This is a genomic window from Kitasatospora sp. MAA19, from assembly GCF_029894125.1.
Lineage (GTDB): Bacteria > Actinomycetota > Actinomycetes > Streptomycetales > Streptomycetaceae > Kitasatospora.
On the sequence record NZ_JARXYZ010000004.1, the window covers coordinates 1 to 13229 of the forward strand.

The window sequence follows — 13229 nt, forward strand, 5'->3', positions numbered from 1 at the left end:
CCCCCGTCATCACCCTCGACGCCCGCCGCCGCGACAGCGCCAAGAGCGCCCTCATCACCCTCGTCGAACACGCCCTCCTCGCCCGACTGCGATGACGGACACGGCCGTGGCCCACGGACCTTCGCGCGGAGGTCCGTGGGCCGCGGCCGTACCGGGCGCCCGCTACGCGGTGGGCTCCAGCCCGGCCCGGATCAGCCCGTAGGTGTAGGCGTCCTCCAGCGCCAGCCAGGAGGCGGCCACCACGTTGTCGGCCACCCCGACGGTGGACCAGGTGGACGTGCCGTCGGTGGACTCGATCAGCACCCGGGTCTTGGAGCCGGTGCCGTGCTGGCCCTCCAGGATGCGGACCTTGTAGTCCACCAGCTCGAACCGGGCCAGCGGCGGGTAGATCCCCTCCAGCGCGATGCGCAGCGCCTGGTCCAGCGCGTTCACCGGGCCGTTGCCCTCGCCGGTGGCGATCCGGCGCTCCCCCTTCGCCCAGAGCTTCACCGTCGCCTCGTTGCCGGTGAAGCTGTTCGGACCCTGCTCGCTGATGGTCCGCCAGGACTCCAGGGTGTAGAAGCGGTCCCGGCTGCCGCTCACCTCGTCGCGCAGCAGCAGCTCGAAGGAGGCGTCGGCGGACTCGTAGGTGTAGCCGAGGTTCTCCTGCTCCTTCACCTTGGCCACCACCCGGCCGGCCAGGTCCCGGTCGGTGGACAGGTCGTAGCCGAGTTCCTTGCCCTTGAGCTCGATCGAGGCGCGGCCGGCCATGTCGGAGACCAGCATCCGCATGGTGTTGCCGACCCGCTCCGGGTCGATGTGCTGGTACAGGTCCGGGTCGACCTTGATCGCGGAGGCGTGCAGGCCCGCCTTGTGCGCGAAGGCCGAGTAGCCGACGTACGGCTGGTGGGTGGAGGGGGCCAGGTTGACGATCTCGGCGATCGCGTGCGAGATCCGGGTCATCTCGGCGAGCCGGCCCTCGGGGAGCACCCGCCGGTCGTACTTGATCTCCAGCGCGCCGACCACCGGGAACAGGTTGGCGTTGCCGACCCGCTCGCCGTAGCCGTTGGCGGTGCACTGGACGTGGGTGACGCCGGCGTCCACCGCGGCCAGCGTGTTGGCCACCGCGCAGCCGGTGTCGTCCTGCGCGTGGATGCCCAGCCGGGCACCGGGCTGGTAGCTCTCGCAGTGGGCGAGCACGTCGGCGACGATCTCGCGGACGCCGGCCGGCAGCATTCCGCCGTTGGTGTCGCAGAGCACCACCACGTCGGCCCCGGCCTGGTGCGCGGTGCGGACCACGGCCAGTGCGTACTCCCGGTTCGCCCGGTAGCCGTCGAAGAAGTGCTCGCAGTCGATGAACACCCGCCGCCCCTGCGCGCGCAGGAACTCGACGCTGTCCCGGACCATCTCCAGGTTCTCGTCCAGGGTGGTGCGCAGCGCCAGCTCGACGTGACGGTCGTGCGCCTTGGCGACGAGGGTGACGACCGGGGCGCCCGAGGCGACCAGCGCGGCCAGCTGCGGGTCCTCCGCGGCCTTCCCGCCGGCCCGGCGGGTGGCGCCGAAGGCGACCAGCCGGGCGTGCCGGAGGTCCAGTTCGGCGGCGGCCCGGGCGAAGAACTCGGTGTCGCGCGGGTTCGCCCCCGGCCAACCGCCCTCGATGAAGCCCACCCCGAACTCGTCCAGGTGCCGGGCGATGGCCAGCTTGTCCGCCACCGTCAGGTTGATGCCCTCCCGCTGCGCGCCGTCGCGCAGGGTGGTGTCGAACACGTGGAAACTGTCGTCGGTACGGCTGACCTCGGTCATGACCCCTGGTTCTCCGTTCGGGGAGGCTTGTACTGCTCTGCCGGATTTCGAGTCCCGGCTCCACTGTCCAGCATCCCGCGCGCGGCCCCGGTGTCCCTGGGCCCCTTGTGGGGGCTCCGGCCGGTCCGAGGAAACAAAAAGACCCCTCGCGGGTGCGAGAGGTCTGCGCGCGGGTCTGGACGCTGGTGGTCGCTCCGCATCGGGTCCTGCGGGAGCGGTCACTGCGGACCGGCGCGCCTGCTGCTAATCATCAGCGACAGCGAGGACACCCTCGCAGTCTGGCACAGGCTCCGGGATCCGGCCTGCCCGTCTCGCGATGCGGAACGGGCAGGCCGGGACGGCTGCGGGATCAGACGATCTTGTGCAGCCAGCCGTGGGTGTCGGGGGCCTGGCCGCCCTGGATGGCCAGCAGGGCCCGGCGCAGCTCCATGGTGGTCGGGCCGGGCTCGCCGGTGCCGACCGTCCAGTCGGCGGCGGCGGACTTGACCGAGCCGACCGGGGTGATGACGGCGGCGGTGCCGCAGGCGAACACCTCGGTGAGGGTGCCGTCGGCGTTGGCCTGCTGCCACTCGTCGGTGGAGATCTTCCGCTCCTCCACGGCGTAGCCGAGGTCGGCGGCGAGCCGGAGCAGCGAGTCGCGGGTGATGCCGGGCAGCAGGGCGCCGGACAGCTCCGGGGTGACGATCTTCGCGTCCTTGCCCTCGCCGAAGACGAAGTACAGGTTCATGCCGCCCATCTCCTCGACCCACCGGTGCTCGGCGGCGTCGAGCCAGACCACCTGGTCGCAGCCCTTCTCGGCGGCCTCGGCCTGGGCGATCAGCGAGGCCGCGTAGTTGCCGGCGCACTTGGCGGCGCCGGTGCCGCCGGGCGCGGCCCGGACGTACTCCTTGGACAGCCAGACCGAGACCGGCTTGACGCCGCCCGCGAAGTAGGCGCCGGCCGGCGAGGCGATGATCATGAACAGGTAGGAGTTGGCCGGGCGGACACCCAGGCCGACCTCGGTGGCGAACATGAACGGACGCAGGTAGAGGCTCTGCTCGGGCTCGTTCGGCACCCAGGCCTGGTCCTGCTGGACCAGCAGCTCGACGGCCTCGACGAAGGCCTCCACCGGCAGCTCCGGCATCGCCAGTCGGCGGGCCGAGGCCTGGAAACGGGCGGCGTTCGCCTCCGGGCGGAAGGTCGCGATGGAGCCGTCGGCCTGGCGGTAGGCCTTGAGGCCCTCGAAGATCGCCTGGCCGTAGTGCAGGGTCATGTTCGCCGGGTCGATCTCCAGCGGCGCGTACGGCGCCAGCTGGGCGTCGTGCCAGCCCACGCCCTCGGTCCAGCGGATGGTGACCATGTGATCGGTGAAGACCCGGCCGAAGCCGGGGTTCGTCAGCCGGGCCTCGCGCTCCGCGGTGGGCAGCGGGTGGGCGGAAGGCTTGAGGTCGAACGTGATGGGCGCCTGGGTGGGCGTGCTCATGGCTGTTTCCTTCACCGTGGGGTAGGTCCGGGTCGCCACCGCCGGCTGCGCGTCACGGCACGCGAACACCGGAACGAACGCACAGCGGCACGACCCACTGTCGATACTCGCATCCAGAGGGCCGTGCCGAACAGTTGCCAGCTCCTTGGGGAGCTGCAAGCTGCGGTTATGCGGTGCGGCCCGCCCGGGCCGCACCCTTGGTCGGATCCGGCCCGCAGGCCGGGGTCCGTCGCTCGGATCCGGCCCGTCAGCCGGCTACTCGGGTGGCGAGCGCGTCGCCGACCTCGGAGGTGCTGCGGGTGCCGGTGCGCTCGGTCAGGTCCGCCGCGACGGCGGCCTCGACCTTGGCGGCCTCGGCGGCGAAGCCGAGGTGCTCCAGCAGCATGGCGACCGACAGCACGGTGGCCGTCGGGTCGGCCTTGCCCTGGCCCGCGATGTCCGGCGCCGAACCGTGCACGGGCTCGAACATCGACGGGAACTCGCCGCCCGGGTTGATGTTGCCGCTCGCGGCCAGGCCGATCCCGCCGGTGACGGCGGCGGCCAGGTCGGTCAGGATGTCGCCGAACAGGTTGTCGGTGACGATGACGTCGAAGCGCTCCGGCTGGGTGACGAAGAAGATGGTCGCCGCGTCGACGTGCAGGTAGTCGGTGGTGACCTCGGGGAACTCCCGGCCGACCTCCGCGAAGATCCGCGACCACAGGTGCCCGGCGTGCACCAGCACGTTGTTCTTGTGCACCAGCGTCAGCTTCTTGCGCGGCCGCGCCTGGGCCCGGCGGTAGGCGTCGCGCACCACGCGCTCGATGCCGAACGCGGTGTTCAGGCTGACCTCGGTGGCCACCTCCTGCGGGGTCCCGGTGCGCAGCGAGCCGCCGTTGCCGACGTACGGGCCCTCGGTGCCCTCGCGGACGACCACGAAGTCGATGTCCGGCTCACCGGCCAGCGGGGACTTCACCCCGGGGAACAGGCGGCCCGGACGGAGGTTGATGTGGTGGTCGAAGGCGAACCGCAGCTTCAGCAGCAGCCCCCGCTCCAGCACGCCCGACGGCACGCTCGGGTCGCCGATGGCGCCCAGCAGGATCGCGTCGTGCGACTTCAGCTCCGCCAGCACGCTGTCCGGCAGCGTCTCCCCGGTCCGGTGGTAGCGCCGGGCGCCGAGGTCGTACTCGGTGGTCTCCAGCTTCACCTCGGCGGGAAGCACGGCTCCCAGGACCTTGAGACCTTCGGCCACCACTTCCTGGCCGATGCCGTCACCGGGGACAACTGCGAGACGAATCGTGCGAGACATGCTCGGACCCTACTCCGGCGTCCCAGAGAATGACACCCCATGTCCACTATTCGGACGCGTCATGGTGGTCCGGCAGCCGGCCCGGGCGCGCGGCCACCGCCTCGTCACCCCTTCGAGGGGGCGCGTGCGGACGGTGCTGCGCGGGGGGCGCGCTTAGGGTGGCGGGGTCCGGGATTCCCTCGTGGGACGGGGTCGAGCAGCAGATGGGCGAGCGGCGGCGGGAGGTGCTGGTCTGCGGGAGTGCGGCCGGGCTGGCGATGGGCGGGTACACGCTCGCGGTGGGGCTGCACGGGGCGTGGCCGGCCGGGGTGGGCGAGGTCGCCGTGCCGTACCACGCCCACCTGTGGGACCTGCTGCACGGGCGGACCGCCGGGGACCTCCTGTTCAACTGGAACAGCGGGTACGGCGTCCCGTTCCTGGCCGACTTCTTCGCCTACCTGATGAACCCGTTCTCCTGGCCGACCGCACTCCTCCCCCGCGACCAGGGCCGGCTCGCGGTCCTCCTGGTCACCCTGGCCACCATCGGCCTCGGCACCGCCCTGATGGCCCACCTGCTCGGACGGCTGCACACCGGCCCGCACTGGCTGCGGGCGCTCGCCGCCGTCGGGTACGGGCTCTGCGCCTGGGTGCTGGACGTCGGCGGGGCGGCGCCGATGTGGCTCTGGGGCCTGGTCTCGCTGCCGCTGCTCGGCCTGGCCACCGACTGGTGCCTGCACGAGCGCCGCTGGGTGGCCGGCTCGCTGTGCGTCACCCTCGCCTGGGCGGGCAACCTGTACACCGCCGCGCTGGCCTCCCTGATGGCCGGACTGCTGCTGGCCGTCCGGCTGTTCGCCACCCCGCGGCTGTTCCGGCACCGGGTGCGGGTCACCGGGCGGGCCGTCACCATGGCCACCGCCGGCGTCCTGCTCGCCTCCCCCGTACTGTTCGTCGCCGTCCGGGCCGCGCGCGGCGCCCAGCCGGAGTCCCCGGTGCAGCCGCTCGGCCCGTCCGGTCTCGGCGGGCACCTCGCGCAGCTGCTGCCCGCCACCCACGGCGGGCGGCCGCTGCCGGACGTCGCGATCGGCCTGCTGGGGCTGCTGCTGGTGTGCGGGCTGCCGTTCAACCGGCGGGTGCGGGTACGGGAGCGGGCGGTGTGGTGCGGGGTGCTGGCGCTGGTGGTGCTCAGCTTCGTCTGGACCCCGACCGTGCTGGTCTGGCACGGCCTGGCGATCCCGGCCGGCGGGCCGTACCGGGTCGCGTTCGCGCTCAGCGGCCTGCTGGTGCTGGCCGGCTGGGTGTCGCTGGCGCACCGGCCGGACCTGCTCACCCTGCTGGGCGGCGCCGCCGTGGTCGCGGTGATCGCCGTGCTGGCGGCGGGGCGGCACTCGGTCCGCACCTCTACCTGGGTGCTGCTGGCCGTCGGCGGCGCCGTCCTGCTCGCCGCGCTCCGGACCCTGGACCACCGGCACACCGACCGCCGGGCCGTCGCCGTCGCCACCTGGGTGGTGGGCGGCGCGGTGCTCGGCAACGCCGTCTGGTCCGGCTACGCGGCGCTCTCCGCCGCCCCGGCCGGCGGCCCCTCGGCCGCCGCCGTCCGGGCCGGGTACACGGCGGTCCGCAGCGCCGCCGACTGGCCCCGGGGCCGCAGCGACCCCGGCCCGCACGCCTTCACCACCAACGACCCACTGCTGCTGGACGGCCAGGGCGGCGGCTACTTCAGCGGCTACCTGCCCACCGTCGCCGCCCTGCTGCCGCACGACCTCGGCGCGGGCTGGACGGCCGGCGGGCGACAGACCACCAGCGTCACCGACCCGGTCGGGCAGGCCCTGTTCGCCGTCCGCGCCCACCTCGACGACGGGCCGCCCCCGGACGGCTTCACCCCCGGCCGGGCCGCCGCGCCGCCGCTGGTCACCGTGCTGCCGCCGGGCGCCCGGCCGGACACCTCCTCGGTCTGGTCCCGGCAGGAGTCGCTGCTCGGCAGCCGGGTGTACGACGCCCCGCTGCCCACCCCGGCGGGCGGCCCGGCACCCACCCTGCACGGCACCAGCGGTTGGTCGCTGCCCGGCGGCGCCGAAGGCACCGTCCTCACCGCGACCTGCACCCCCGGCGGGACGGCCTACTTCCACGGCGTCTGGTACCGGGGCACGGTCAGCGGCCTCGGTACCACCTACCGCAGCGACGGCGAGCAGCCCACCACCGCCGTCGCGATCCACCGGCTCGGGCCCGTCCCCGCCGACGGGACGGTCCGGGTGACGCTGCGGTCCGACACCGTCGGCCAGATCCCCGCCCGCCCGATCGGCTGCCTGCGGCCCGGCGCCCTGGACGCCGCGGTCGCCCGCCTCACCGCCACCGGCGCGACGCAGGTGACGGCCGGCGGGCACTCCCTCTCCGCGACCCTCCCGGCCGGCTCCACCGGCACCGCGCTGCTGTCCGTCCCGGCCACCGAGGGCTGGACCTGCGCGGCGGGCGGCGGCCGGTACGCCGTGCCGACGCCGGTCCTGGGCATGATCGGGGTGCCGCTCGGCGGCGGAGCCGACCGGATCGCCTGCGCGTTCCGCCCGCCCGGCCTCACCGAGGGCCTCACCGTCACCTCCGCCACCGCCGCCGCCCTCGCCCTGGTCACCGTCTTCACCCGGCTCTCCCGACGCCCCACCCGCACCCCGCGCCGCACCCGCCGCCTCGCCGCCCGGGCCGCCGGCCGCGCCTGAGCGCAGCGCCCGGCGCGGGTCTCCCCGCCGCGGCGGGGCGAGCCCGGCGGAGGAACGCCGAAGGGGCGGCCCACCGGAATCGGCGGGCCGCCCCTGGTGCACGGGCGGTCAGGGCAGGGCGATCACCTGGCCCCGGTGGGCGGCGGTGTTGAGGTGGTGGAGCAGCAGGAGGCGGGAGGTGTCGCCGGTGGCGCGGTGGACGTCGAGGACGGTGCCGGGCCGGACCGCGGTGGCGATGGCGGCGGGGCCGCCGAGGCCGGCCCGGATGTCGACGGCCGGGTGGAGGACGTCGAGCGGGAGGCCGGGGCGGGTGCCGCGCAGGCCGATGGTGGAGTAGGCCTCGGCCGGGTCCGGCTTGCCCGGGGAGACGGTGCCGGTCCAGACGCCGTACTGGACGGTGCTGTGGCCTTCCCGGATGCCGGGGAGGGCGCTCAGCCGGACCGGGAGGACGAGGACGTCGCTGTCCAGCAGGCCGGTGTCGGTGTCGCCCCAGTGGCCGTTGAGCGGCTGGACGTCGAGTTCGGCGCCGGTACGGGCGTCGAGGGCGCGGGAGACCAGGACGTCGCTGCCGCGCAGCCGGTCGGCTTCGAGGATGACGTCGGCGGTGCCGTCGCCGTCGGTGTCCAGGGAGACCCGTACGCCGTAGAGCCCGACCGGGGTGGCGGCCGGGGCCCAGAGTTGGGCGCCCACGTAGAGCAGGTCGGCGGAGGCGGCGGCGCCGGCGGCCCGCAGGTTGGCGGCCCGATCGCCGGGGTGTTCGACGCAGACGTCCTGCGGGGGTCCGGCCGGGTCCGCGGCGTCCTCGGGCCGGATGCCGGCGCCGGGTCCGACGGCGGCGCCGCCGTCCGGCGGGCAGTCGGCCCAGCGCGTGCCCTCACCGCCGAGGGTGAGGGCGGTGACGAGTCCGGGCCGGTTCCCGGGGGCGGCGCTGCCGCCGAGCACGACGAGGGTGCCGTCCCGGGTGGTGCGGGCGGCGGCGGTGGCGGTGAGGTCGCCGACCGGGCGCGGGGCGGCGAGGACGGGGACGCGCAGTTGGGGCAGGGCCGGGTCGGTGACGGGGGTGAGCAGGACGCGGCCGGAGAGTTCGCCGCGGTAGCTGCGGGCCTTGCCGCCCTGCAGGGTGTCGATGGTGGGGTCGGGGGCGCGGCCCAGCTCCCCGGGGACGGCGAGGGTGACGTGCACCCGCGCGGTGCCGCCGGCCGGGACGTCGACCTGCGCGGGCGTCACCTCGAAGCCGGCGCCGGGCTGTTCGGTGGCGGCCGCGTAGCCGGTGCGGTAACGCAGCGGCCGGTCCGCGTGGTTGCGCACCTCGATGTCGCGGCCGAGGGTGGTCGGCCCGGCGATCTCGACCGGCCCGAAGGAGACGCCGACGCTGCCCTCGGGCGCGCCCTCGCCGGCCGCGTAGGCGACGACGGGGGTGTGGACGGCCCGGTCGACCTGGGCGCGCCCGGCGCCGGTGCGTTCGGGGCCGTAGACCGGTCCGCCGTGGTCGTCGCCGAGCCAGGTGTCGCCGGCGGTGTTCATCAGCGCGGCCTTGAGCTGCTCGACCGGCCAGTCCGGGTGGGCGGCGCGGACGAGGGCGGCGAGGCCGGTGACGTGCGGGGTGGCCATCGAGGTGCCGTCCTCGCGCTGCCCGCCGCTGCCGCTGGCGACCAGGGCGGACCAGATGGTCTCGCCGGGGGCGGCCAGGTCGGGCTTGACGACGCCGGGGACGCCGATGCCGCGGGAGGTGAAGTCGGTGAGGGTGTCGGTGCGGGCGGGCTGGTTCTGGGAGACCGAGCCGTGCAGCGGGTTGCCGGGGGCGGCGAGCCGGATCCGCACGGGCCCGGCCGCGGCGGCCTGCCGGAGCCGTTCGCCGTCGGCGTGGGCGAGCAGGGCGGCCGGGATCCGGTCGTTGCCGGAGATCTCGGCGAGGTGGTCGGTGTCCGCGGCGTACAGCGCGCCGATCGCGCCGGCGTCGGCGGCGTGGTCGGCCCGGGGGCCGGAGTTGCAGGGCCGCTCGGTGTCGCGGGTGCGCCAGGCGAGGACGGCGATCTTTCCGGCGAGCCGCTGCCGGTCGGCTTCGCTGAAGGCGGCGCAGCCGTCCGACTGGTCGGCGGGCAGGGCGAGTTGGCCGCTGACGTCGGTAGTGGACCAGCCCTGGTAGCGCTCGCTCCAGTGCGCCGGGACGACCCCGGCCAGGTCGGCGGGGGCGAGCACGGTGAGGCCGTCGGCGTCGCTGTGCGGATCGACGGAGGCGGCGACGGCGATGGCCCGGGCGGCGGTGCCGGGGCTGCCGCCGATGCCGTAGACGTCGCCGTCGTTGCCGGCGGCGGCGACCACGACGGTGCCGAGTGCGGCCAGCCGGTCGACGGCGAGGGCGTCGGTGTCGTCGGAGCTGCCGAAGCGGCTGCCGAGCGAGAGGTTGACGACGTCGAGGCGGTCGCCGAGGTCGCCGTCGCCGTTGGGGTCGGCGGCGACGTCGAGGGCCTGGGCGAGCCGGTCGGTGGAGCCGTCGCAGCCGAAGACCCGGATCGCGTACAGCTGGGCGCCGGGGGCGGCGCCGGGGCCGACCTTGAACGAGGCGGGGTCGAGCCCGGGCCGGTAGGGGCCCGCGTACGGGTGGCCGTCCGCGGTGACGCCGTAGCCGGCGGCGGTGCCGGCGACGTGGGTGCCGTGCCCGTTGCGGTCGCAGTCGATCGGGTTGTCGCTGGGGTGCGGGACGGGCTGGTGGTGCGGGGAGGACGGGTCGGGGTTGTAGTCGTCGCCGACCAGGTCCTTGCCGCCGACCACCTTGGCGTTGGGGAACAGGGCGGGCGGGGCGGGCTTGCCGCGTTCGACGGAGCGGAAGGCGGCCTCGGTGCCGGGGCCGCCGAAGTCGGCGTGGGTGTAGTCGATGCCGCTGTCGATGATCCCGATCCGCACCCCCTGGCCGGTGTTGCCGTCGCCGGTGGCACCGGCCCAGACCTGCGGGGCGCCGGTCAGCGGGACGGAGTAGGCGTTGTCCCGCTGCTTGCGGACGATCGGGTGGACGGCCCGGACGCCGGGCAGCGCGCGCAGGGCGGGCAGCCGGGCGGCGGGCGCGGTGACCGCGAGGCCGGTGAACAGGGTGCGGGTGCGGTAGATCTCACCGGCGCCCGGGACCACCCGGTGGACGCCCTCGGCGAGCCGGTCGAGGGCTTCGTCGGCCTTGGTCCGCTGGGCGGCGCCGGCGTCGGCGGCCTCCCGGCGGACGGCCTCCGGGGAGCGCCGGGCCCGCCGGGCCCCGTCGGCCGCGCGCCGCCAGGCGGGGCCGGCCGGCTCGGTGGTGAGTTCGAGCAGGACGGAGGCCGTTCGGTCGGCCCGCGCCGGCTCCCTCGGGGGGCCGCCGGAGGCCGGGGGGGCGGCGAGCACCGCGGTCCCGGCCAGCAGGGCGAGGGTGAGGCCGATCCGGGTGACGGGTCGACGGACGGGTGGCAGGCGCACTGGGCCCTCTCCCCCGGCAGGGGGGCTTGATCCGCACACCGTGTCGCTGACGCCCGCCCGCGCGAACGTCGATCACCCTTCCGGGGGCCCCAAATTAGGATGATCGCGCTGACGAGCGCGAGCAACTTCCCTCGGACGGCCGCCGGTTGCACTCGACGGAGTGACCCGGCGTCAGGCCGAGCGGCCTATTCGACGGATGAACGGCGGCGGCCGAGCACCGAGGGCCACGCGGGCGGCCGAATGCCGGAGCGCACCCGGCCCCGGCGGCGGCCCCCTCAGTGGTGCCCGGTCGCACCGCCGTTGTCGCGGCGGTCCAGCGAGCGCTGCAGGGCGGCGGCCGCGAAGGGGGTCCGCTCGGCGGCCCGGCGGCGGCGCGGGGCACGGACGGGAGTGGCGGCGGAGGCGGGGGTGGCGTGGCGGTCTGCGATGGCGGGCATACCGGGCTCCTTGGGGGCGACGCGTGCACCGGGCACGCGGAGAGTGGGGAGGTCAAGGGGTGTCGCGCGCAGGGCGTCGCACACGGGCGACGGGAGAGGGCCCGGGGCAGGGGTCACCTGCCGATGAGGGCGCACGCGCACACGGGCCGCACGCCCTGGCTGCAGGGGCGGCACACCGTATGGCCCTTCCACGGTACGGCCGGGCCCGGGCCGTGTCTGCACGAATACTTGGATTTCCTAGTATCTGAGACGGTCACCACCCGGAGGAACGCAACGGGGCCCGGACCGCCGGCGAACGGCGGTCCGGGCCCCGGGGGGCGTCCGGGCTCAGGCGCCCAGGTCGACCGAGCGGGCGAAGCGGGCGCCGATCTCGGCGGCGATCGCCGACAGCACGTCCTGCGGGATCTGGCTGTCCACGGTGATGGAGGCGAGCGCGCCGCTGCCGTCCCGGGCGACCTGCATGCCGGCGATGTTGATGCCGGCGTCGCCGAGGTGGCGGCCGAGCACGCCGACCACGCCGGGGCGGTCCTCGTACTTGAAGAAGGCCATGTGGTCGGTGAGCGCCACGTCCACGTCGAAGGCGTCCACGCCGACGATCTTCTGGGTCTGCTTCGGGCCGGCCAGGGTGCCGGAGATGGAGATCTCCTCGCCGTCCGCGAGCGTGCCGCGGACGGTGATCACGTTGCGGTGCTCGGCGCTCTCGCTGGAGGTGGTCAGGCGCACCTCGACGCCGCGCTCCTGGGCGAACAGCGGGGCGTTGACGTAGGACACCGTCTCCGCCACCACGTCCTCGAACACGCCCTTCAGCGCGGACAGTTCGAGCACCTTCACGTCGTGCTGGGTGATCTCGCCGCGGACCTCGACGTCGAGCCGGACGGCCACCTCACCGGCCAGCGCGGTGAAGATCCGGCCGAGCTTCTCGGCCAGCGGCAGACCCGGACGGACGTCCTCGGCGATCACGCCGCCCTGGACGTTGACGGCGTCCGGTACCAGCTCGCCGGCCAGCGCGAGGCGCACCGAGCGGGCGACCGAGATGCCGGCCTTCTCCTGCGCCTCGTCGGTGGAGGCGCCCAGGTGCGGGGTGGCGACCACGTTGTCGAAGGCGAACAGCGGGGAGTCGGTGCACGGCTCCTTGGCGTACACGTCCAGGCCGGCGCCGGCCACCCGGCCGTCGCGCAGGGCGCCGGCGAGCGCCTCCTCGTCCACGATGCCGCCGCGGGCGGCGTTGACGATGCGCACGCTCGGCTTGACCTTGTGCAGCGCCTCGTCGCCGATCAGGCCGATGGTCTCGGGGGTCTTGGGGAGGTGGACGGTGATGAAGTCCGAGACCTCCAGCAGCTCCTCCAGGGTGACCAGCTTGACGCCCATCTGGGCGGCGCGGGCGGCCTGGATGTAGGGGTCGTACGCGACGATCTTCATGCCGAACGCGGACATCCGCTGGGCGACCAGGACACCGATCCGGCCGAGGCCGACGACGCCGAGGACCTTCTCGCTCAGCTCGACGCCGGTGTACTTGTTGCGCTTCCACTCGCCCTGCTTGAGCGCGGTGTTGGCCGGCGCGATGTTGCGGGCGACGGAGATCAGCAGGCCGCAGGCGAGTTCGGCGGCGGTGACGATGTTGGAGGTCGGCGCGTTGACGACCATCACGCCGGCCTTGGTGGCGGCGGCGACGTCCACGTTGTCCAGGCCGACGCCGGCCCGGGCGACCACCTTGAGCTTGCGGGCGGCGGCCAGCGCCTCCGCGTCGACCTTGGTGGCGGAGCGGATCAAGATCGCGTCGACGTCGGCGATCGCGGTGAGCAGCTCGGTGCGGTCGGCACCGTTGCAGTGGCGGATCTCGAAGTCGGGGCCGAGGGCGTCGACGGTGGCGGGCGACAGCTCTTCGGCGATCAGAACGACGGATTTGCTCACGACAGTGTTGTCCTTAACTGTCCGGTTCCCCCGGCACGTAGGTGGCGTGGAAGGGCGAGGGAAGGTGGCATGCCGCGTAGGTAGACGCACGACGCTGTGGGCCTGACGCGCACTCGGAAGTGTATCGACGGGCTGGTTACCAGGCTGCTCCCGTCCGGCGAAATCACCCGGACGGGAGCAGCCTACTTGTACAAGGACGTGACAAAACCGGGCCGGGCCCG

General features: G+C 74.7%; 7 protein-coding genes and 1 pseudogene. 2 read left to right on the forward strand and 6 right to left on the reverse strand.

Annotated features, from left to right (window positions below):
* Window positions 1-95: pseudogene (locus tag P3T27_RS08080) on the forward strand (ATP-binding protein); the annotation flags it as partial.
* Between the two features lie 67 nt (window positions 96-162).
* Here P3T27_RS08080 and cimA read toward each other — a convergent pair.
* From cimA to P3T27_RS08095, 3 genes are all read right to left on the reverse strand, one after another.
* Window positions 163-1782 (reverse strand): citramalate synthase, encoded by a 1620-nt coding sequence (gene cimA, locus P3T27_RS08085; RefSeq protein ID WP_280675823.1) that lies wholly within the window; start codon window positions 1780-1782, stop codon window positions 163-165.
* Between the two features lie 349 nt (window positions 1783-2131).
* The gene (locus P3T27_RS08090) at window positions 2132-3244 is read right to left on the reverse strand and encodes a branched-chain amino acid aminotransferase (protein ID WP_280675825.1); all 1113 of its coding nucleotides are present in this window, start codon (window positions 3242-3244) and stop codon (window positions 2132-2134) included.
* Window positions 3245-3491: 247 nt separating this feature from the next.
* Window positions 3492-4529, reverse strand: coding sequence for a 3-isopropylmalate dehydrogenase (locus tag P3T27_RS08095; RefSeq protein ID WP_280675827.1), 1038 nt, complete (start codon window positions 4527-4529; stop codon window positions 3492-3494).
* A 203-nt stretch (window positions 4530-4732) separates the two neighbouring features.
* Between P3T27_RS08095 and P3T27_RS08100 the strand changes: the two genes are divergently transcribed.
* On the forward strand, window positions 4733-7216 hold the full coding sequence (locus P3T27_RS08100) for a YfhO family protein (protein WP_280675829.1): 2484 nt from the start codon (window positions 4733-4735) through the stop codon (window positions 7214-7216).
* A 108-nt stretch (window positions 7217-7324) separates the two neighbouring features.
* Here P3T27_RS08100 and P3T27_RS08105 read toward each other — a convergent pair whose 3' ends face one another.
* The 3 genes from P3T27_RS08105 to serA all read right to left on the reverse strand — a co-directional run bounded on the left by P3T27_RS08105 (window position 7325) and on the right by serA (window position 13008).
* Window positions 7325-10660: a S8 family serine peptidase gene (locus P3T27_RS08105; RefSeq protein WP_280675831.1), complete on the reverse strand. Its 3336-nt coding sequence runs from the start codon at window positions 10658-10660 to the stop codon at window positions 7325-7327.
* A gap of 275 nt (window positions 10661-10935) precedes the next feature.
* The gene (locus P3T27_RS08110) at window positions 10936-11097 is read right to left on the reverse strand and encodes a hypothetical protein (RefSeq protein WP_280675833.1); all 162 of its coding nucleotides are present in this window, start codon (window positions 11095-11097) and stop codon (window positions 10936-10938) included.
* Window positions 11098-11424: 327 nt separating this feature from the next.
* The gene (gene serA, locus P3T27_RS08115; RefSeq protein ID WP_280675835.1) at window positions 11425-13008 is read right to left on the reverse strand and encodes a phosphoglycerate dehydrogenase; all 1584 of its coding nucleotides are present in this window, start codon (window positions 13006-13008) and stop codon (window positions 11425-11427) included.
* Between the last annotated feature and the right edge of the window lie 221 nt (window positions 13009-13229).